The organism is Citrobacter sp. wls826 (assembly GCF_005281245.1).
In the GTDB taxonomy this organism is placed as follows: domain Bacteria; phylum Pseudomonadota; class Gammaproteobacteria; order Enterobacterales; family Enterobacteriaceae; genus Citrobacter; species Citrobacter braakii.
In genome coordinates this window covers 1-21539 of sequence record NZ_SZWS01000036.1, presented here as the reverse complement: position 1 = coordinate 21539, position 21539 = coordinate 1, and the positions used below count along the sequence as shown (strand labels likewise).

The 21539-nt window shown below is 47.1% G+C and carries 22 protein-coding genes and 1 pseudogene; 8 read left to right on the top strand and 15 right to left on the bottom strand.

The features are described 5' to 3' along the window. The 7 genes and pseudogenes from FDW87_RS08870 to FDW87_RS08840 form a co-directional block, all read right to left on the bottom strand. Window positions 1-206: pseudogene (locus FDW87_RS08870) on the bottom strand (DUF932 domain-containing protein); the annotation flags it as partial. 98 nt (window positions 207-304) lie between these two features. Continuing rightward, entirely contained in the window at window positions 305-535 is a 231-nt protein-coding gene (locus FDW87_RS08865; RefSeq protein WP_137379663.1) for a DUF905 domain-containing protein, read from the bottom strand. Between the two features lie 70 nt (window positions 536-605). Then, window positions 606-1055 carry an IrmA family protein gene (locus tag FDW87_RS08860; protein ID WP_137379662.1) on the bottom strand — a complete coding sequence of 150 codons (450 nt, stop codon included), beginning with the start codon at window positions 1053-1055 and terminating at the stop codon, window positions 606-608. Continuing rightward, the gene (locus tag FDW87_RS08855; protein ID WP_057625983.1) at window positions 1052-1504 is read right to left on the bottom strand and encodes a YfjS/YafY family lipoprotein; all 453 of its coding nucleotides are present in this window, start codon (window positions 1502-1504) and stop codon (window positions 1052-1054) included. Before FDW87_RS08855 ends, FDW87_RS08860 begins: the two co-directional genes overlap by 4 nt. A 36-nt stretch (window positions 1505-1540) precedes the next feature. Next, window positions 1541-2110, bottom strand: coding sequence for a hypothetical protein (locus FDW87_RS08850; RefSeq protein ID WP_004929046.1), 570 nt, complete (start codon window positions 2108-2110; stop codon window positions 1541-1543). Then, a complete protein-coding gene (locus FDW87_RS08845; protein WP_137379661.1) occupies window positions 2110-2814 on the bottom strand; it encodes a WYL domain-containing protein in 705 nt (234 codons plus the stop codon). The genes FDW87_RS08850 and FDW87_RS08845 overlap by 1 nt, the downstream gene beginning before the upstream one ends. A 199-nt stretch (window positions 2815-3013) precedes the next feature. Further along, complete coding sequence (locus FDW87_RS08840) at window positions 3014-3889, bottom strand: GTPase family protein (RefSeq protein WP_137379660.1); 876 nt, start codon at window positions 3887-3889, stop codon at window positions 3014-3016. 466 nt (window positions 3890-4355) lie between these two features. Here FDW87_RS08840 and FDW87_RS08835 point away from each other — a divergent pair, with 466 nt between their 5' ends. The 7 genes from FDW87_RS08835 (at window position 4356) to FDW87_RS08805 (ending at window position 13789) form a co-directional block, all read left to right on the top strand. Then, entirely contained in the window at window positions 4356-6107 is a 1752-nt protein-coding gene (locus FDW87_RS08835) for an ATP-dependent endonuclease (RefSeq protein ID WP_137379659.1), read from the top strand. Further along, window positions 6104-7879 (top strand): ATP-dependent helicase, encoded by a 1776-nt coding sequence (locus FDW87_RS08830; protein ID WP_137379658.1) that lies wholly within the window; start codon window positions 6104-6106, stop codon window positions 7877-7879. The genes FDW87_RS08835 and FDW87_RS08830 overlap by 4 nt, the downstream gene beginning before the upstream one ends. A 62-nt stretch (window positions 7880-7941) precedes the next feature. Next, window positions 7942-9819 (top strand): P-loop NTPase fold protein, encoded by a 1878-nt coding sequence (locus FDW87_RS08825; protein WP_137379657.1) that lies wholly within the window; start codon window positions 7942-7944, stop codon window positions 9817-9819. Then, window positions 9819-10628: a hypothetical protein gene (locus tag FDW87_RS22155; protein WP_137379656.1), complete on the top strand. Its 810-nt coding sequence runs from the start codon at window positions 9819-9821 to the stop codon at window positions 10626-10628. Before FDW87_RS08825 ends, FDW87_RS22155 begins: the two co-directional genes overlap by 1 nt. Continuing rightward, on the top strand, window positions 10625-11890 hold the full coding sequence (gene qatC / locus FDW87_RS08815; RefSeq protein WP_137379655.1) for a Qat anti-phage system QueC-like protein QatC: 1266 nt from the start codon (window positions 10625-10627) through the stop codon (window positions 11888-11890). Before FDW87_RS22155 ends, qatC begins: the two co-directional genes overlap by 4 nt. After that, window positions 11887-12645 carry a Qat anti-phage system TatD family nuclease QatD gene (qatD, locus tag FDW87_RS08810; protein ID WP_137379654.1) on the top strand — a complete coding sequence of 253 codons (759 nt, stop codon included), beginning with the start codon at window positions 11887-11889 and terminating at the stop codon, window positions 12643-12645. Before qatC ends, qatD begins: the two co-directional genes overlap by 4 nt. A 235-nt stretch (window positions 12646-12880) precedes the next feature. Beyond that, window positions 12881-13789 carry a hypothetical protein gene (locus FDW87_RS08805; RefSeq protein WP_137379653.1) on the top strand — a complete coding sequence of 303 codons (909 nt, stop codon included), beginning with the start codon at window positions 12881-12883 and terminating at the stop codon, window positions 13787-13789. Between the two features lie 46 nt (window positions 13790-13835). Here the strand turns inward: FDW87_RS08805 and FDW87_RS08800 are convergent, their stop codons facing one another. From FDW87_RS08800 to FDW87_RS08785, 4 genes are all read right to left on the bottom strand, one after another. Beyond that, complete coding sequence (locus FDW87_RS08800) at window positions 13836-14462, bottom strand: inovirus Gp2 family protein (protein WP_137379652.1); 627 nt, start codon at window positions 14460-14462, stop codon at window positions 13836-13838. Window positions 14463-14767: 305 nt separating this feature from the next. After that, window positions 14768-16180, bottom strand: coding sequence for a YfjI family protein (locus tag FDW87_RS08795; RefSeq protein ID WP_137379651.1), 1413 nt, complete (start codon window positions 16178-16180; stop codon window positions 14768-14770). A 137-nt stretch (window positions 16181-16317) separates the two neighbouring features. Then, on the bottom strand, window positions 16318-16548 hold the full coding sequence (locus tag FDW87_RS08790; protein ID WP_080950027.1) for an AlpA family transcriptional regulator: 231 nt from the start codon (window positions 16546-16548) through the stop codon (window positions 16318-16320). A gap of 334 nt (window positions 16549-16882) precedes the next feature. Next, window positions 16883-17323, bottom strand: a complete 441-nt coding sequence (locus tag FDW87_RS08785) for a hypothetical protein (RefSeq protein WP_137379650.1) — start codon at window positions 17321-17323, stop codon at window positions 16883-16885. A 128-nt stretch (window positions 17324-17451) separates the two neighbouring features. Between FDW87_RS08785 and FDW87_RS08780 the strand changes: the two genes are divergently transcribed. Then, window positions 17452-17607, top strand: coding sequence for a hypothetical protein (locus FDW87_RS08780; RefSeq protein ID WP_137379649.1), 156 nt, complete (start codon window positions 17452-17454; stop codon window positions 17605-17607). Here the strand turns inward: FDW87_RS08780 and FDW87_RS08775 are convergent. The 4 genes from FDW87_RS08775 to FDW87_RS08760 form a co-directional block, all read right to left on the bottom strand. Continuing rightward, entirely contained in the window at window positions 17604-18218 is a 615-nt protein-coding gene (locus FDW87_RS08775) for a Fic family protein (RefSeq protein WP_170975106.1), read from the bottom strand. The two genes, FDW87_RS08780 and FDW87_RS08775, sit on opposite strands and share 4 nt — an antisense overlap. A 4-nt stretch (window positions 18219-18222) precedes the next feature. Next, window positions 18223-19539: a site-specific integrase gene (locus FDW87_RS08770; RefSeq protein ID WP_137379648.1), complete on the bottom strand. Its 1317-nt coding sequence runs from the start codon at window positions 19537-19539 to the stop codon at window positions 18223-18225. Between the two features lie 512 nt (window positions 19540-20051). Then, entirely contained in the window at window positions 20052-20375 is a 324-nt protein-coding gene (locus tag FDW87_RS08765) for a DUF1889 family protein (RefSeq protein WP_071524484.1), read from the bottom strand. A 113-nt stretch (window positions 20376-20488) separates the two neighbouring features. Beyond that, the coding region (locus FDW87_RS08760; RefSeq protein ID WP_137379647.1) for a diol dehydratase reactivase subunit alpha at window positions 20489-21539 on the bottom strand (1051 nt) is incomplete at its 5' end.

Here is a 21539-nt window from a genome sequence, read left to right as displayed (position 1 = left end):
GTCTGGCAGGCAAAGAACGGCTCAAAGCCTTCACGCTGCAGGCTTTCGAGGATGGTGATGGTAGGGATGTAGGTATAACGGTCTGAACGAGATTGATGCTTGTCACTCCCGAACACGCTGGGGACATGACTCATCAGTTCTTCGTGGATCAGAGGCCGGTCACGGCGTATCTGGTTTATACGGCCAAAGCGGCTAGCTAATCGCATGGATAACTCCTTATGCGGTGGGTAAAAATACAAAAGGCCACACTTCCCGAGGGAGGTATGGCCTGACTTTGTTTATAACGGTGGTGCGCTACTGGTGGTTATGCAGGGAATTTACGTATGCCATAGCGAGCGATATACCGGTTCAGCCAGTAACCGGCATCCGGCTCAAAGTTCCAGTCTCGCCAGACTATCCAACAATCATGACGGATAACCAGACGGAAATGCGTACCCTGGTCGTCCTCTATCGCAACGTTGAAATATTGAGTCGCAACCAACTCTGCCTGCTGGCGCGTAAACGATCCATCAGGCAGTTCAGTGAGTTCAGGCATACAGGCTCCTTAAAACAAAAGCCCCTGTGGCATAAGCGACAGGGGCTGAATCAAACGGGTAACGAATCGGTTAAGATGCTTTACCACCGACAACCGTGACTTGTACCGGCCGGTAATACTGCGGGTCGAAAACGGACAGTGGCAGGTCAATCTGGTAACCATTACGCTCTTCCGTTGCCTTCATGATTTCGACCGAGTTGACGTTTTCCACGCATTCGTTCTCCAGCGAAGCTTCCTGGGAGCGAGTGGCATCGCTGTCGCCAAATGCAGCCACCGCCATATTCCCCATCGCCAGCGTGTTCCCTCCTTTATCTTTCAGACGCAAGGAGAGTGTCAAAGACCCGAACCCTTCGCCACTTCCGCCGTTGTCCAGGCGAAACTGCCAGACGCAGACATTACCCGGCACCCAGACCATGTCTGTGTTGCGGATACTGATGTAACGCTGTTCTTCGGCCTGAGCAGGTGACAGCAGACATAGGCTCAAAGCGAAAACTGAGATAACGCCTTTCAGCTTCATCATGGATTTTTCTCCTGATTCTCCGGCAGATAGAGTTTCCCCATTTCCTTGCCATCGTGCGAATACACCACCGATTTTTCACCCGTGTAGCTGTCGGTTTCAATCCTGAAGCTCAGAGTGATATTGTCTGCAAGGCACAGGGCTGCCATCAGTGGCTGTACCGTTTTCTGCTGCATGTCAGCAATGTAGTAATAATTGCCTGACTCACAGCCTTCCGGTGACTGGCGGGTTTTCATCACCGTGTATTGCGGTGTACCGAAGGCATCCTTTTTTACCCATTCCTGGGCAATATCGGATTTATGCGACACAACTTTGCTGAACGGTGGCGGAGTCAGGTCTTTAAACCGGGCTATCGTTTTCACACCCGCATCTTCCTTGCTGTCGCAGCCAGAGACCCCCATGGCACTGATAACCATCAAAACGGTGAGAACAGGTCGATACAATTTCTTCATGGTGCTGTTTCCTTATTAATCGTCCGTTCCTTTGCTTCAGCAATTGCCGGTGCGTCGGCACAACTCTGCCAGACTCTGTTGAGCTACCCACTGCTGCAGTTTCTGCTCTGAGGCAGAACGCTTCGCCGCCAGGGCAGCCTGCTGCTGTTTGTTGACACAGTTTTCCGGGAATGCAGCAAGTACCTGGTTGCTGTGAGGTTCGTCAGCCAGCTCCAGCTGATACTGGGTGTCGATGATAGTGAAGTAACACCCTTTCCCCTGGTCTTCGCCCTGATAGACCGATGTCAGGTCGGAGTAATACCCGCTGGCAGGTTTCAAATTCAGCTTGCGCACAGTATGCGTTTTCTTATCGGCGAGAAAATAAGCACCACCACCCCGCTGACGCAGCAGGAATTGCCTGGTCCAGGGATAATTGCCAATCACACTGGCCTGATAGAGCGTATTGTTTAGCGTGTCGTTATCCATGCCATCGGCCGACTTCCAGCCATCCGCCTGCATGTACTGCCAGAATTTGACGGTACCCACGACAGTTTCGGCAGACGTCGGAAAGGTAGCGCCAGCGCAGAGACTGACGGCCAGTGCCGTTGTAATCAGTAATTTCTTCATCATGATTCCTTATGAGGTAAAAGACCGTCGCCAGTTCTGGCGAGCAGTGAGTGAAAAACGTGAAAATGGGGAAGGGCTCTGAGTAATTCCGGTTCGGCGAGAACGTTACGAATCTGAAGGTCGGGCACGAACAGTTCCGGGTGCAAGGTAACCGCATGGATATCGTTCAGCGGAAACACTGCCACGCGATGATGATGCTCGCCAGTCAGATACCAGTGCCCGTCGCAGAGTACGAGGCGGTATGGTGCAAGCCCTGAGCAACGACAACCTTCAGCCAGCAGCGTCACGCGACGATGCTCTGATATAGCCCTGACAAGGCGTGTAAATATGCCTGGCCTGGGCGGCGACAATGACTCCGATTCTGCCCATATGAGGCACGGAGACTCACCGGGCCCACTCAGCAGTGAGCTGACCATGTGGTTATCCATGTCAGGAAACAAAGCCTCCACACCTGACTGACGAGCAAAAGTCAGCACCGCCAGTTCGCGCTGATGGCTACCTGAAAGCAGACGACAGGTGCCGTCGCGATATTCCAGGTCCAGGTACATCAGTCGCTCACGAAAATCCCGGCGGAGGGTACGGAGCGATACACCAAACTCTGCGGCAAGAAGGCCCATATCCAGTGTTTCGCCAGCAACAAGGCGGCTGATAATGAGGGACAGCCGAACCGCCAGTCGCTCATGGCGACGCTCAGTCTGGGACATTAGATTTTCTCCATCCCGTTAACAGGCTGAAAATTAAGTGATTAGTGTAACGAAGGGGTCGGACAGGGTATGGACATGGGAAGGCGTATTTTTTCAGTGCGAGGATTACAGCTGTAATGCGCCTTTACGCGTTGAAGGTGCATTAATCGCTCATTAATTGAGCACGGAAAGGACAGGAAGTGTCCGTCAAAAGCTGTTGTCAGAAGAAAATCCAGTCCCAGACGGCACGGGCAACGGTCACCACGGCTTCCCGCACGGTTCGAATCACAGCCCTTACAGGCGCTGGTAGAAAAGATGATGACTCCACATTGCCAATCATTTCATCCACGGCATTACCAAAGCGCTCGCGTGCCTGCTTTTTTACCGGCTCGGTGCAGAGCCTTCCATGCAGTTGTGTCGTCAATGGGCTGGTGGCCCGGTCAGGCAGGCTACTCATCATGGTATCTACCAGAGCTTCCATACCCCACCCGGTTCGGGCTGACACCACACAAACAGGGTGATGCGGCAGGAACTGCTGTTGTACGGCATTTCGCTTCGCCTTAATCGTCGACATCTGGGCCGGGGAAGGCATGTTATCGGCAACACTCCACTGATGGCAGGGCTCGGCCTTGTCAGCCTGATTAACAACAAACAGCACCCGGCGCTGATACGCCAGCATCACCTTGTGATAGAAGTGTTCATCCACTGACAGTGCCCGATCATCAGCTTTGATGACCCATAACACCAAATCCAGCTCGGGTAGGATGCGACGATACAGTGCAGTGTATTCTTCGTCACGTTGCTCGCTTTCACCAGCACCAGGTAAATCAACAATCATCAGGCTGTGATTGCCATTGCGAAACCGGAATCGCAGCACATCGCGCGTGCAGGCCGCCACATCGCTGACAGGCGTGACTTCGCCCTGAAACAGGGCATTGCAGAGAGAAGATTTACCTGACCCACTTTTACCCATAATGCCGATAACCGGCTCGTACTTCGTGAGGTTGCGGAGGCGTTCAAGGATGTGGCTGCGGAGGCTATGAGGTAATGCTGCCAGCGGTTGTTCAAAGGCCTGAAGGCCGTCAGATTTTTGCATATGGAGATCTCAGCGTGAAAAATAAAAAGCCCCGCGATCCGGTATGGGATCGCAGGGGATTCATGAAGATAATATCCATCTGAAATTATTTGGATTCAAAGTGAGTAGGCAGATTTACGAAATGTAGCTTCAAAAGGATTAATACAGAATCACGTTTGAGCCAGAGATAACTATTAGATTGGATCTAAATCATCTTTTTTAGCAATAGTGAAAAATGATTCCTCTGGCACATTATCATAAGGAAAGTGTTGATATTATTGTAATTGTGGAGTAATGAATCAGTAATTATCGCTTCGCTTCATTGTTAGAAACTCGTCGAGTTCTACGTATCCGTAACGAAGTATGCAATTAATGTCCGTTCACCGTGAGTCGAGAAGGACTACCGATATATTAAAATATTTTGGATGAAGCCCTCCACACGGACCTTTCAGCGTGACTTATATGATTTTTTAATATAAGGATATTTATGTATTTAGGTAGACTAAAAATTTCACGGTTTCGGTCTTGTGATGATGTGACTGTTAGTCTTCGCCCAGATTTGACTGTATTGGTCGGTGAAAACAATGGTGGAAAATCCAATGTTGTAGACGCAATCAGATTACTTACTCTGCCATTGAGCGGACGCCGCGAACGATACCCAGAAGATGAGGATGTGCGTCGCTATTCGACCATCCCAAGTTTTCAAATCGAAGGGGCTTTCCAGGATCTAAGCGATACCCTCAAAGGTCTATTGATATCTGCAGTTCCCGATCCTACCAAGAGTGAGGCTACCTTCGGTTATCGATATGAATCGCGTTCCGAACATGCTCCCCGTGGTAAGACTACCGTGTGGGCTGGACGTTTCGACACCAATGGACCAGAGCTTGGTTCTTCAGAGTTGATCAGACACGTTTATCTCCCTCCTTTAAGGGACGCACACCAGGTGCTTGGTACCAGCAGTGGCACTCGAGTGATGGCATTGCTGCGTAATTTCTTGCCAAAAGAGCAGGAACAGGATTTCCTCGCTGGTGTCAGGCGTGCGGATAATCGGCCTGAGATATTAACTACAATGAATACTGATATCAGTGCAGCTCTCGGACTACTCACTAATGGAGTTCGTCCGCAGATAGCGGCATTGGATTTTGGTAGTGAAACCTTATTCGATGTAGCTCGTGATTTGAGATTTCGTATGGCCGATACAGGTTTGATACCCGAAGATATTCGATCTTCTGGTCTGGGGTACTCAAATCTACTCTACATGGCCACTGTTGTTGTAGAGCTGACTAAAGCCAAAGAGGCAGACCTCACGATTTTCCTTGTTGAAGAACCTGAAGCACATTTGCACCCGCAATTACAGGTACTTGTGCTTGAGTTCCTCTTAGAACAAGCGCGTCAATCAGCATCACGCATCATAGAGCCAGGAAAGCCTGAAGGTCGCATCCAAATTGTAGTGACAACCCATTCCCCCAACCTGACGGCATGGGTTTCTCCACGCCACTTAGTGGTCATGCGTTCGCGACATCGTGAGCAAGATGGAATAGCCATCTCAGAATCAGTTAGCGTGCCTATTGCCGAAATAGGGCTAAAGCCAAAGACATTAGATAAAATTAGCCGATATCTTGACGTGACTCGTTCCGCTTTGCTGTTTGGTAACAGAGCTATATTGGTGGAAGGGATCGCGGAAGCACTATTGTTGCCCGTACTAGCACAAAAGCTTGTGCTAACCAATGACTTAGATGGGTGGCTTAGGTTCAAGGGGGCTGTAATTGTGCCGATTGAAGGTGTGGACTTCCGTCCATATGTAGAGGTGCTGCTACGGCCATATGGTGATGCACGTATTGCTGATAGGCTGATAGTGATCACTGATGCGGACCCAACCGTGTTGGGAAATAGGAAAGTTGATCTGGAAAATCTGGCGGCAACGCATGGAGCTCCAGATGCTCTGATCGTGCTAACCAATCAGCACACATTGGAGCACGAAATTTTTGGCGCTGGAAATGAAAGTTTCCTGAAAAGCGTGTTTCTTCGTTTGCATCGTAATTCACGTAGAGACTGGGAAGCACAGATAGAGGCCATTCCAGAACAAGATCGCCCCAATGCATTTCTTAAATTAATTGAGGCGAAAAAGACTCGTAAAGGCGATTTGGCGCAAGCTATGGCTTCGCGCATTGAGGCGGGTGAACCATTTGTTGTACCTCCTTATCTCATTGATGCAATTCATGGAGCTTCACGTATATGACTGGCATCCACAATCTAACCCCAGAGCAAGAAACATTTGCTGCCCACATTGGCGGAGCCTTCGTTAATGCTTGTCCTGGAGCCGGAAAAACACGCACTATCATTGCTCGGCTAGCGAGGATCGCCGCTACGTTGCCTTCTCGTCAGGGCATAGCGATACTTTCATTCACAAACTCCGCTGTAGACGAGTTTCGCGAACGATGCCTGGCTGCTGGGCTCGATACGCTGTTGCAGTATCCTAGTTTCATGGGAACACTTGATGCTTTCGTCAGGCATTTCGTTGTACTACCAAGCTGTGCGGTATCAAACCAGATACGACCAATCATCCTTGATAGTTGGGATACTCTTGGCATAGAAATTCGTTTATCAGGTCAATTTGCCTTTCGAGGTGAACCGGTAAGCCTAGATTTGTTTGATCCAGAAACCAATATTATTGATCCTGATAGGATCGGACATGCAGGTTTGCAAAATCATGTCCGTCAACATCAGCTTCGATACCAACAAGCAGCAGCACATCGGCGACGATCTTTATTACAAGCTGGCTATATGAGTGCAGGGGACGCACGTGCTCAAACATTGCGGTTGATTAGAGATAATGTAATTGGTGGGGCACTTGCTCGCGCATTAGCGGCACGTTTTCAAGAAGTTATGGTTGATGAAGGGCAAGATTGCAATCCACTCGATCTACAAATACTGACATGGCTCAGAGCACATGGGGTAAATGTTACGTTCGTCTGTGATCCTGACCAAGCAATCTACGAATTTCGTAATGGTAATCCTCAAGGAATACAGATATTTAAGGATACATATCCTATTGCGTCACATAAGGAGTTGACGGGTAATTTTCGTAGTAGTCCCGCAATTTGTCAGTTAGCAGCCTCTTTAAGGCGAGAAGGTCAGGTTGATCGGTCGCTTGGTGAAAGTGCGAATGTTGACTATCCAATTTTACTTCTTACCTACGGTGGCCGGGGTCCAACGGCAATGATTGGTCAGATATTCCTTGAACGGATTACGGAACTGGGACTGGACTCAACCAAGGCGATTATTTTGGCTCACTCAGGCAAAGTTGCGTTACGGGCAGCTGGTGTCACTTCCAGCAATTCAACCGGAAACTCGCGAATTGAGACGCTGGCTCGTCAAGTGTCAAAGTTCTGGTCACCTGCCGCAACCCCAAAAACGAAGGAGAATGTAGTCCAGTCAGTCGAAATATTATTGCTGGATTTAATGGGTGTGCGTCAACCAAATGAGCATCTGATTAAAGCCATAGATCGTCTTGGTATGGACCGGCGTGCCCATCGGAGATGCGCCCTAAGTTTCCTCATCAACCTTCCAAAAACGTGCAGAGATTCGGATGAAGAGCGGCTTGCCTGGATAGCCTGTGTTCATGCGGAAATGGAGAGGCTGCATCTGCCACTCCCAGCTGGTGTAAGCGTACGTCGTTTCTTCCGACAGCCACCTAATGCGCATTGGTCAAAGCATCTTCAAGTGCCCGCAGCTCTCGGTTTTGCATGTGGCAATATACATGAAGTGAAAGGTCGTGAGTACGATGCAGTATGCGTCGTAGTCCCGCCAAATCGAGCCCCTGAAAACAGAGTTGAAGCACTCTTCGAGTCATGGCAAGCGCGAGTAGATGCTGAGGCAAAGCGTGTACTCTACGTTGGCTTAACCCGTGCTCGTAATTTTGTTGCTCTTGCGATACCAAACGCCTTTGCAGGGCGCTGTGTAGATTTGCTGGCCACACGCCAAGTGCCCTATACAAGAGTGGATTTGTGAACCAGAAACCAATAGTTTTCATATCCTATTGATATAAATTAATTTTAAATGGATTTTTCACTATGTGGCATGACAACGAGACAACTGTCGATTATTTGAATTTTGGTGTTGTTGCTGATGCATGTGCAAGCCTGCTAAAGCAGGCTAATGGGGAACCTATTTCTATAGGCGTCTCAGGTGGCTGGGGAGCAGGTAAATCTTCTCTGGTGAAAATGATTGCATCACGCTTGGAGGGCCCTTCATCAGAAGAGTCGTGTAGGGAGGAAAACAATCTAGAAAAGCATTCATTTGTCGTGCTCACTTTTAATCCATGGCTTTACCAAGATTTTGAGTCCGCTAGGAGTGCATTGTTACAAATTGTGGGGGACGAGATTGTTCGGCTTACCGATGAAAATAAGACTATCGCCGACAAAGTATCTGAACTGTGGCGAAGGATAAATCTTCTCCGAGTCGCTCAATTAAGTGGTGAAGCTGCATTGACTTTAACTACTGGCATTCCTATCGGTTCTCTTGGAAAAACCGTTAGTAAATTGGCTGGTTGGTTTACGTCGGATGACAAATCGAGCAATGAATCATCAGATACAGATAGTCTCGAGCTAAGTGCCAGCGGTCTTCTAAAACCGAGTGAGCCATTTTCGATGCCAGCCCATATTCAGGCATTCAGGGATACTTTAGAGAGTATTCTCGAAGAGTTGAAAATCACGTTAGTAATATTTGTGGATGATTTAGACAGATGTTTGCCACAAACAGCAATTTCAACACTTGAATCAATTCGTTTGTTGCTATTTATTCGCCGTAGCGCTTTCGTTATTGCTGCAGATAATGATTTCATAAAAGCTGCAGTGAAGGTTCACTTTGATGGCGCTGGAATTACGGGTGATGTTGCAACTAACTATTTCGATAAATTAATACAGGTTCCACTCCATGTTCCTCGCCTTGGTTTGAATGAGGCGAAAGCGTATCTGGTGCTTTTGTTGCTTGAGCGAGAAACCAACGCAGGCCATTTCAGTAAGGAAAGGTTCAATCATGCTCTTAGCGTTATCCCTGAGAAACTACGTAATAGTTGGAAAGGTGAAACGATCAATCAAGAGTTTTTATATGAATTGGTAGAGCATGTTAATGCACTCAAAAGTTTAATGGATTTAGCCCAAGGTCTTGCGGCTCTTCTTCATAGCTCTTTAGCTGTAAACGCTAATCCCCGGCTAATGAAAAGATTTTTAAATACTGTTTATTTGCGTGATGCTCTTTCTGCGCCACAGGGAATAACGTTAGATATAGCCGCACTGGCAAAATGGCATCTCCTTGAAAGGTGCGACGAAAGCCTTGCTGAGGAACTTGCTAGTCGTGTTCATTCGGATAATGACGGTAGGGTACAAGTTTTGGCGGATGCTGAAGCTGCTGCTGCAGGTCAGAGTAGTTTACCTGAGCCTTTCAAGAATACGCCATTTACGCAGCAATGGCTCCAACTCCTGCCAGCGTTGGGAACCGAGGATCTACGCCCGCTTCTCCACCTCAGTCGTGACTCTGGAACTCGTGACTTCGGTGATGACAATATGACTCCTGATTCTAGAAAATTGAGAGACGCACTGAAAGTTGCAACTAATGGTCATGAATCCTTAGTTGAACTTATGAGGAAAATAGGACCTTCACAGACAGAGTTGGCGATGACTAAGGCCTGGCAGAGTAATAGTGCCTCACGTACTTGGAAGAGTAGCAAAGAAATTGTAATGCTGATTGAGTGCTGCAAGGTTTACACGGAAATTGGAAATAAAGCAGTCAGTTTGTTGGATCAGGCTCCTCTGAAACTTATTGGCCCAGGTTTAATCCCAACTCTTGGTGCTCAGCTATGGGCACAGCAACTTTTAGAACGATGGAAAGATCTTAACGAATTACCAAAAACAACTAGGAATGCAATTGTGAACCTTGGGAGGAGGCGCTAATGGGAACATCAACTTCTAGTGGGGGAGGCCGCGCAGGTTCACCGTTTGATCCTGAATGGTTAAAACCTGAAAGTGACTCTACAACAGGTGGAGGAGATTCGCCTGATTCACCATCGGAGGAGAACGGTGGAAATGTAATGCCTGATGGTGCAATAGCACCAGAACGACGGTTTGGACCTGCTCGTTCGCTACTTGGGGGATATCTGCAAAATGGCAGCCACGATAATTTACGTGGTGCGACAAAAAGCATGGTCTCCAAAGGAATGGGGGGCGCGCGACGAGCTGCTGCTACAATGCGAGGTGTTGCCAGTGGCGTCGGTAGTCTTGGTGAATTCCTGGCGTCTGTTAGGGATGGAAACGACCAGCGAGTGATTGATTGGCTTACTCATGTTCGTCAAGAGAATCTTTCGGCAACAGATCTTACTCTTGAAATTTTGAAAGAGGTTATTCCTGGGACAGGAAGCGTTGATGACGAATCGCTCCGTAATGCTGGCGCGGAGGCTATGGCGCAACTATATGAACTTTATCCAGACGTGGACATATTTAATCTCACGGATGCGCAAATAGCTGAAGTCATGGGGTTGACCATTGCGAATGAGATTTGTAATCGAATAGATCTCCAGCTTGGACAGACTTACGAAAAATTAAAATATGATCCTTTATTAATTCAGGAACGGCGTTCTGATATTCGCGAGTGGGTCGGCGCTGAGGTTAGAGTGGTATTGGAAAAACAAACTACAAAAAATACAGAACCGAAAAGCTTGGCTCAGTCTATTCTCTTCTCTGCCTTAGAGGTATTTTCAGAATGATTAAAGTTATGTGTGCTAAAGCAGAACTGATTCCAGCGCAGGTTCCTGCTGATGAGCGAGTATTCTCCTATTTTAAAGGCGCTAAGCGTGCAGGTGTTGGTACAATTGCGAACCGATGGCATGGTGCATTAAAACGGGGTGGGTTTCGACCGTCAACAGAGATTTGGGATTTTGTACAGTTTTGCCTGGCGGTATGTAGCGCGGATCTATCAAGCCCTAGAAGAACAAGTGCAGATGGCTGGACCCGGAATATTCAGCTTACGGTTGGATTGTGCAATCCAGATAAGTGGCTACCGCTAACATCCGATCTTGAAGATATGCTAAAGGTTCTAACTGGTGATTATTGGTTATTAAATTTCAATAATGCAGGCATGGAACCTCCTCAAGGAGATGGCGCTTTTCTCACAAATGATTGCGTATCTTTATTATCCGGAGGGCTGGATAGTCTAATAGGTGGAATTGATTTGGTAGCTAAAGGTCGAAAACCACTATTTGTTTCTCAACTCGCCCATAAAGATTCCGAGCGACAGAGGGCATACGCATCCATGCTGATGGGAAAAGGTTCACATTATCAATGGAGTCATGGCATCAGTTTCAAAGGATCGCGCGAGCCTTCGACACGTGGTCGCTCATTAGCTTTTTATGCATTTGCATTGCTTGCCTCAACGAAAATAAACTTACCAAAACCAACAATATTTATTCCCGAAAATGGGGTGATCTCCATAAATCCTCCTTTGGTTCCGGGGCGCGTATCCAGCTTGAGTACTCGTACAACTCATCCTATGTTTATCGATATGTTGCAAAGAGTTCTGGATAATTTGGGCATCCATGTGCAGCTTGAGTTGCCGTACCGTTTCAAAACTAAGGGCGAAATGATGCGGGAATGCCTTGACCAAGATCTTTTGCAAAAATGGGCTGCTGATTCTACGAGTTGTGGCCGTTTTCGAACCTATAATCGTCAGCACTGTGGACGTTGTGTTCCTTGCTTGATCCGTCGGGCTGCATTCCTTGCATGGAAACCTGGGGGGGATACTACGTCTTACCGCTTTGAATCTGTTGTTGGCAGTGACAAGTCTAGTGCGCCAGATGATCCTATGGCTGTAGCACTTGCCATCCTTGATGTAAGGAAGAGAGGGCTTGACAGATTTCTTGGTGGTTCGTTGGTTTTTTCACCGATTAAAGAGCGGCCGATGTATCGTAGAGTTTTGCAGCAAGGTATAAAAGAGCTAGAAAGTGTACTCGTTCAGGATAAATTGCTTTGATTGATTTTCACTGTCACGTTGATTTGTATCCCAAGGCTAGAGATGTTTATGCTGGTGCGATTGAGCGTAATGTTTTCACTTGGTTAGTTACTACGAGCCCAAAGGCTTTTCAGGCTACAAGTCATGTTTTAGAAAAACATGAATCGGTAATGATCAGTCCTGGACTTCATCCTGAAATTGTCGCTGATCGTTTCCAGGAATTGGAAATGCTTCTTGATTTGATTCAAAACGTAGCTGCTGTAGGTGAGGTTGGATTGGATGGTTCAAAACGATATTCCACCAGTTACGCGATGCAACGTCGAGTGTTTTCCGAGGTAGTCAGGAAGTGCCACGATGTTGGGGGACGAGCAATGAGCATTCACTCAAGACAGGCCGTTCCGGATGTGCTGGCTACCTTAAAAGCGTTCCCCTCTCACGGAATTCCTATTTTACATTGGTTCACTGGAAGTGTTACAGAATTGAGGAATGCTTCAGCGCAGGGATGCTGGTTCAGTATTGGTCCGGCTGCTTTCAACTCTGCCGCTGGGAAAGCTCTTGCTACTAAGCTCCCTAAAGACAGGGTTGTGCCAGAGAGCGACGGGCCATTTGCTCAATTTGACAATCGAACTGTGATGCCATGGGATTTCAATATTACAGTTCGATTGCTGGGTAAGGCGTGGTCAATGCCTGAAAATGATGTAAAGCTACAATTGTTAAGCAATACGAAAACGTTGCTTGGACAGATCGGGGGCAATCGAATTGCTCTCAACTTCTAACGAAATGGTATTGAATCACCACGAGTTTAACAAACATTTTCGATGCCGGATGGTGTAAACCGAATGCCGTTTGTAGGCAAAACAAGTAGTCGCTGCTTACTCGCCTCGTAATCCATAAGGGGAACTGGCAACGAGAGCGATATCACCGATGAGTTTTTCTGGAGCATCATTATTGTGCGCGTTTGATCGCCAACACTAAGCATGCTGGATTTTGATTCTACAAAAGGAGAGTGTTATGGAATCTGCTCGCGATAAACGCACTGGAGAGATTGTTGAGGCTGAGGATCTCTGGTTGCTGGATAGCGTTGATACTGAAGGCTATGTGTGCTGGGGATGTGGTATAACCATGTATCCTGCTGCATGGGAAAAAGATAAAAAAGTCAGAGCCTATTTTAAAAAGAAACGTCATATCCAACATCATCATGACTGTGACGCTGATGCTGAAAGCATAGTAATTCGAAAGGGTCAGAAGGAGAGTGTCCGCAACATACTGGACAGTGCTCCAGGTTTAATGCCTTCGGGATTAAAGTTGATAGAACAACGCCCGGTTGTGGAACCTGATATTGCAGGTGGTGAAAACAAGCCCAGTTCGACGCGTTCAGCATCCTCAGGAACTGGGGAAGGCCATTCACCCGAACGACAATCCCGGCGTCAAGTAAATACCATCCGCAATATTTGCCGGGCCTTCCTCCGCTTCCCATATGATCGAGAAATGTCGCTAAACGTTCCTGGTATCAAGGGGCTAACTTACTCAGAGGTGTTTAAAAAACTCCAAAGTAAAATTCAGTTCTACCCCGAGCCAAAGATCTTTTATGCAGAACTACTCTGGAATAAATTTGTTGAAGATGATGACAAGCTCATCATCCCGTTGTCTGGCGAGTGGGCAGAAGACGAATCCGGAAAGCGTAAACCGTCCCGAAGTTATCAGATCCACATAACTTGGGCTGGGTGGTCAAAAGCTAAGCGTACTGTGGTACGTAAAGAGTTGGAAGCTGCTCGGACAGAGGCACAGGAGGCTAGAGCAAAAAGATTGAAAGATAAGGCTAGGGTCTTCTTTATCGGTGAGCAAAGTGCTGATAACCCGGAGATCTTCTACGTCACTGATTACCGTTTAATTTGTGCGCTCGTGGGGCATATGACTTAATTCTGACGTAAAAAAGCCTTCTCACGCAGAGAAGGCTCAAATCAAATCACAATTCGATTTGGCTACAGCCGAAATTACGGTCCCCCTCACCAAAAACTTTGCTTTCAACTTTAGTGAGGTAGTCCAGTCGGGTTAACAGCGACTGGTAGTTCTGCTGGAAGTCAGTACTATTGGTATCCAGCACATACTTACAGTTATCAGGAAAATGGACCAGACCAAGGTGATCGTCTCTCTCCAGCCTCAGGGCGCTGTACCAGGCTCCCGTGATCATCCCTCTCAGGTTATCGTCTCGATCGTAATCCCCGAGGTGGTAGTAAGCGTCTTTGTTGAACAACAGGCAAATGTGGTAGTGGCATTTGCCTGACTCAGAATACTCTTTTGCCCACATAATATATAAAGGGCAACGGTAAATGCGTTTACCCTCACGCTCCTTACGGGTACGGTCAGCCTCCAGCTTAGCTCTGAGGGACTCACGCATCCGGGATATCACCCCAGGTTCCAAGTTAGGGAAGCAACAAATATTGTCACCGTTATCGACTATTTTTGGATAGTGGAGATCGACACGTACCGCCGTTAACCTGGGGTAACGGTTAGTCAAATAACATAATAATTTATTAATCTTGCTTCTATATTCGAGAACGTGTTCTCCATGCGTACCTTGATATGTTTTCATAAAATATACCTGTAGTAGGACCTACGGTCTATAGCAGACCGTACAAAGATGCCATACAGGCAGGGCTATTCTTGGTCACTGTTGTCGGTATATACTGGTATCAGATCTTAGTACGGACATACTGATCTGATTACTACTCTTACAGGTTAATACAAGTAGTAAGGATATATAATACCTATCCAACATCTAAATTTGAGACGAAGGTAGCCCCAGCCTGTGATGGCTGTTTAAAAGTTACTCTGTAATTAGTTACAGTAATGACTCTTTAATAAAGTGATTATTTCGTCTTGTCTTTTCTCTGTTCGTTATATAAAACCATCGACAGGTTGTATGAAAATGGTTTTCCCTCTTTTCTCTGCCCGTATTTTGTTTTGCGAATAAAGTGTACTGAGCAGTTCATTCACTTTACTCCGGTTCCTGAACCGGTTTGGACCATATTGCATGATGGTTGTCTTCCTGATATACGGCACCACACACCTGTAGCAATAATCTTTTATCCACGAGTAAAGCTCGTCTGCTTCTGAACTTACCAGCAGTAACGTCTGGGGTTTAGAGAAAATTCTCACATACTCATCCACATACCAGGCGATTATATCTACTGCGGCTTCCACGGCAGTAAGGGATATGTCTCCTTCATCGCCGTTAAAGTAATGCAGCAGTGCAGCGATCCTCGCCATATTCTCCGCCATTTTAGAAGCATAATCCTTAAAATCAGACAGGAGGCCAATCAGCCCCATTTCTGACTCGACTTTGTTATAAAATTCGAGCCAGCGTTTTTCTGCTTCGGGAGAGAAACGCAGACACTGACGCTCATTTCCCTCATTTCTGGCAATGCTCTCGTTAACAATGTCTATAAGTCGTTGATGAAATACCGGCAGATGCTCACTTGAGACAACCGGGCTGGTAATTTGCCTGTAGCCCTGTGTTGAACTAGGTTGACATATCAGACATCGGGCGAAGAATCCGATCCCTTTCGCGGCATCGCCTTTTCGTTCCAAATACCCTTTTTTAAACACATCAGGCTGAATCATCAGCCCCAGCGTCATTCTGGCATCTTTGATTAATTTATCTGGCTCGCTTTTTCTTTCCACGGGAAACATTGCACCATCCCACATTTTATTGATGAAAGGCAGTTCATTTAGCGCGTAGCCGTTAAAAATGGTGCCAGCTTCATCAGACATAAGCCCGATGGACCGCCAGCGTCCACAGAGAGAGTCTTTCATCGCCGCAGGTGTGGCATCGTTGCATATCTGCCTGAACCTGACCGGTGCTTTCGGGGACGCCGCCAGTAGCGCTTTCAGACGTTCGCTCGTAGCAGAGTGATCTTTATTACGACGAATATCTGATTTCAGTTTCGACATCAGGGCTTTCTTTTCAACATTAAAAGCCATTTCCTCATTCCGCCAGATAATCAAGTCCTGGGTATATTTTTCAAACCATTCTTCTTCCAGTTGATATAATGGTTTCATCAGCAGTTTGTCCACCGTGCTTTTGCGTTCTCCAGATTCCGCCAGTGTCAGTAAAAAAAGTGATACCGGGCTGCGCAGATTATTCAGTCGGCACACATCAATCCGGTTCTGGCAGGCTAGCGAAATAACCCCCAATACCGATGCAGCAATCAAAGCCTGGGGAGCCTGCGTATGATGTTCCACTTCATAAACCGCATTTCGGATGATCTGCGGGAACACATGTACAGGGAAAGGACGACCACACAGCATAGATACCTCTTATTCATTAACGTTTAAAATGATTCCCCTCACATCGCTATGCCGCTATTAATGGCAGAAATAGCAGGATGAACACGGGGCACTCAAAAAAAAACACAAAAAAAATAAATGTAAAAAACACATCGATACTAACGCTCATTGATCCAATAGAGCAGGTCACTTAGTAACCACCCACAGGATTTCAGACCAATGGACTTACGCGGTGGAAACTTACCAGACTGTTCCAGTTTCCACGCTGTTGAGCGAGAAATAGAGGTAATATATTGCCGCTCTTTTTCTCGTACTAATCGATCGCAAGTTTCACCGTAATCTCTTAAGACTTTGATACGTTGTTCATTAGTTAACTTAAAAGGCATCATTTGAGTTTCCTTGTTGATAGCGTGAAATTATCATGCTCGTGCCAGGAAGCATGCGCAACATCCACGATGCTCATTAAGGATTGCGGTCAAAAAACACATAATCATCAGCTACTTAATAAATTATTACTTTTCCCTTATTAAGGGATATCATGCTATGACTGAGGGAGTGTGTACTCAGAAAACCATATATTACAAAAGTGATATTTGAGGGATTCATGCTGGAGAATAAGAGAATCATTGAAGGGGGATAGCTTAAACCACCCTTCATAAAATAAAACTCTCACATATGATCTGAGAATTACGAGTATATAAATAACTCTCAGATAAAAAGAGTTTACTGTTTAGTATCCATTTTTTTGAATTCTGTACACCAGCCCTCAACAGTCTTTAACTGGAAGGAGTAAACAATATCATGTGACTTTGCGAGAGAGTCTAATTTTTTAACAAAATCCTTTGCAGTAAATTTGTATTCTGGATAACACTCTTTGCTAAGAAGATAAATTGCATTTAATGCTGGCGGTCTGATTTTAGTATCACCATTGTTATTTTTAAATTTTTTTTCATTATTTGATAACTCTTTTTTTAGTTCGTTATTTTCGGTTCTAAACATTTCAATGTCTTTGATAAAATTTTCTTTATCAACAAGGAAGTTTTCCTTATCTTTATGATAATTTTTTATATCACCTAAAAGATTATTGTTTTCCCTTCTTAAATCATTATTTATCCTCAGTAGCTCTTCAAAATTTTCTCTTGTAAAATCAGGCTTATCAAACATTTTTTATCCTTATAGAATCAATAAATAGCTTACCACCAAAATAAATTACGATACACAATGTGAAATTAACTGGACTAATCTATCCCCAAACACCTACAATTCTAGCAGCAGCTATAAGGAAATTTTTCATGAGAAAACATACATCATCTCAAGTGACCAAAGCAAAAATCCTCCGCGCCGTTGCCAGCTCGACCGCGATAGAAACCGGTGTTTCTGTGCAAAAAATTGAGCAGCAACTCAAAAAAAATCAGGCAAAGGCAAAAGCCGTGGGCCTCGCCCGTTAATCTGGCAATATATCGTCCACCAATTGCATCATGGGGCTGTAGTTCCCTGATACGCCTGCCTGTATTGCCTTGAAGTAAAACGCCTTGTGTTCATCCCACAGGCTGTAATCCAGTAAGCCCTTCCCCGCCATAACCGATAGTGCGTCGCAAAGTAGCCTCGACAGACGCCCGTTACCTTCTCTGAATGGGTGGATCAAAATAAACTCCACATGGCATTCAGCCAGATAACTTACCAGCTCCGGACGAGCCAGTGATTTGAGTTCACCAGAGGAAGAAAGAAACTGCCTCTCGAAACCATCAAGAAGCAGCGGAATCCTGTCGGCAGCAGCAAACTGGAAACCGTCCTTAGTTAAGTTGGCATTACGCAACCTCCCCGCCCAGTCGTACACATTCCCCAACCATTGACGATGCCAGCCGCTGATATGCTCAAAAGCCAGCGCCGCTGGCGGCTGGCCTTCAATAAATAGCTGTTCATAAAGCATCAGCAACAGGCCAGACTCCAACGTCTCCATTTCCTGTTCATCAATGATCCCCAGCTTATTAGCCAACACCAAGCCTCCAGAGCCCGGTTGATACCGCTCTTCTGCCGAATTAAGCTCATATTTTGCCAAGCTCTTACCTCCGCCCAAACAAGTTCACAACGTTGTTTTCCTGCTGTCGCTGATAGTTGTTAACCCGATCCTCCCAGATCTCAAGCGCCCTACGCTTTTCAGTCAGGTAATCATAACGATCATAGTGTTTCGAGCTGACGTCATTCAAAGCATGATTCTGAATACGGTCACGGATCTCTTTGCTGATCCCGGCTTCCCCCATCAACGTTTTACAGGTTCGACGTAAATCTCGCGCCGTGAAAACTTTAAACTCAGGATTAAAGGCCCGGAAATACATGATTGAACGCGCCAGGCTATCAGTGCGTACCGGGCGCTCACTGTTGGTCGATAGAGGAAAAATATAGGGACTGCTGCTTTCCTTCGTCAGCTCTTTCACTGAGGCTAATTCCTGTAATGCCGATTCAGTCAGCGGGATCAGGTGCTCACGCTTGTTTTTCGATACATCGGCTATGACCAGTAACGTCTTTTGCTGCCAGTCAATCGCGCTCCATTGGCTGGCAATCATTTCAAATGGACGCTGCCCGCCAGCATAAATACAGAAGCGAATAAGATGCTGCATCAACGGCCCAACGTTAGTTGCCTGAGCGAACTGCTCCATGACAAAACGAAGCTCTTCCAGCGTTAACCATGTATCACCCACTTTCTCCGCTGAGGACTGCTTCGGTATGGCCGATACCGGATTAACTTCAAGCCCGAACGTAATGCCCACGCTGGTATTCATCGGATCGTTATCGGCTTTCAGGCCGTAGTTAAATGCCGCCATCAGGTAGGAACGAATTCGGTTCGCATGGACCACCGCATCACGCTGGATAATGCCCGAGAGGATGGTTTTGATCTGTAGAGGCGTCACGTCCTTCGCTTTGGTATCACGAGGAATAACCGTGTAGCACTCTTTTTCAAGACGCTTTAGGACATCGGCCCAGGTCCGCTTATTATCGAGCTTCATCTTGTTAACGTAACCATGCACCAGCTCTTCAAACGATCCCTGCGAACGATGAAGCTGCATGATGTGCTGCTCGGCCAGGCGTTGTTGCTCAAGTTCTTGTTGCGGCTCTTTTCCTTCAATAAGCCAGGCACCATACTTTTTCGCCAGCTCATTGGCCGTCACCAGTTTCATCTCAGGCCAGATGCCCAACTGGATGAACTTCTCTTTCTTCCCTTTCTCAACGTAATAACGGAAATAAAAAACCTTACTGCCTGAAGGCTGAACCTTAACACCAAGTCTGCCGGTGCCACGCTGAGCGCTGTTGCTCCACACGTAGTACGCAGTACTTTTTGTCTTCAATCCACGTATAGCAGTCTCGGTAAGATTAGCGGCCATAAATCTACCTTTATAAGGATGAGCATTACCTGACCCGATGCCAATTTCGGGTCAGGTAACGGGTCAGGTAAGGATAATACAATGAGGATATCAGGCAACCAAACAGAAACAAAATTAACATCATAACCAATTGATTATAAACAATTTAAAATACAATAAGCGTCAATGGCGAACGATTAGAAACATGCCAATTTTATGACTCATAATCGCTTGGTCGCTGGTTCAAGTCCAGCAGGGGCCACCAAGATTCAAGGACTTGCGAGAAATCGCAGGTCCTTTTTTTTGGGGGTTCTTCCGTAGCTGTTGGCGCGAGCCAAAAGGATTCCTGCTGGAACAAATCAATATCTGTTCGCACCAAAATGTGAAATAAGAGCCGGGAAGAATACGGCAGGCGGGGCCTGAAGATATATTACGGGATGCCTCTGTCCAGCAACAAGCTGGTCACTGTCCCCCCTCTGGACGTCGCCATCCAGAGATGGAAACGTCCGTTAGAGTTTGATTCGATAGTCAGCTCAAACTAGCTCTTTGAGCTGCTCCTGCATATAAGTTGAAAAATACTCTGGGTTCTTGATAAGGATGCGGTTACCGGAGGCCACTTTTTCTGCCCATCCGGCCACTTTTTTCGTGAACTCGGGATTCCATCCCTCCTGCTCACCCCGTGCCATCACAGCTTCTGGACTTGCTGGCACACCTAAGTCATGCAAATACTTTAAGATTCCCTTAGCGGTACTTTCATCCATTGAATGGGGTACTGACGCCGAAGTGTTCATACCACCAATAAAATCCAATGCTTTCTCAATTGCTGTTGGCATGCTCTTATCCTTAAAATTAACCACGTGAGAGACACATTTATACTATGTACCCAACTCCGCCGGGATATCAAAGAGAACATCACCTTTATTTGATTTACCCCGCAGCTAAACGCTTGCGGCGGCTGTTTTCTGCACGATTAATTCGCTATCCCGGCCAAAACCAGCCCGGTCGCTACCGCATTACGCGGCCCTTCGGTACCACGGATGTTGCCCTGTCCGGCAACCACGCCGTAATGCGCCAGCGCGTCGGTGATCATCTGCGGGATTTCGAAATCCAGCGAGGAGCCGCCCACCAGCACCACAAAAGTCATATCGCGAATAGAGCCGCCGGGTGACACCTGGCGTAAAGCGCGCAGGCAGTTGGTCACAAAAACCTTCTCTTTGGCCTGTCGGCGCACCAACCGAATTTTTTCCAGCGAGGTCTGGTTATCTACCGGGATCAGCTCGCCGTCTTTCAGATAAACGACTTTGGCAAACACTGACGGACTGAGCGGTTCGCGAAAAAACTCCACCGCGCCGTTCTCGTGGCGAATGCTGAACAGGCTCTCCACTTTTGCCAGCGGGTATTTTTTAATTTCCTCCGCCAGATACGGATCGCTTAAGCCCAGCTCGGTTTGAATCAACAGGCTGACCATATTCCCCGCGCCAGCCAGATGGACCGCTTTCACAACGCCATCGCTATTGATAATGGCGGCATCGGTGGAGCCTGCGCCTAAATCGAGGATCGCCAGCGGTGCAGCACATCCGGGCGTTGTTAACGCACCGGCAACAGCCATGTTGGCCTCCACGCCGCCGACTTCAACCGGGATGTTTAACCGGGCGCTCAGCTCACTGGCGATGGCCTGCATCTGTAAGCGATCGGATTTCACCATCGCCGCAATGCCAACGGCGTTCTCCATTGAACACTCCCCGGCAATACCGCCCTGCACCTTGCGCGGAATAAACGTATCCACCGCCAACAGATCCTGAATATACACCGCGTGCATGTCGTGACCGGTCAGCGAGGCCATCACCTTACGCACTCGCTCCAGCATGCCGCCTGCATGCGTACCTGCTTCACCACGAATATCGCACACGGGCGCACAGGTGCTCATCGCCTGCATAATGGCCTGTGCGCCTTGCGCTACGTCGGCTTCACCGCCACGCTTTTCGCCGCGGATAAAGATCTTACCCGCCGGGATCACCCTT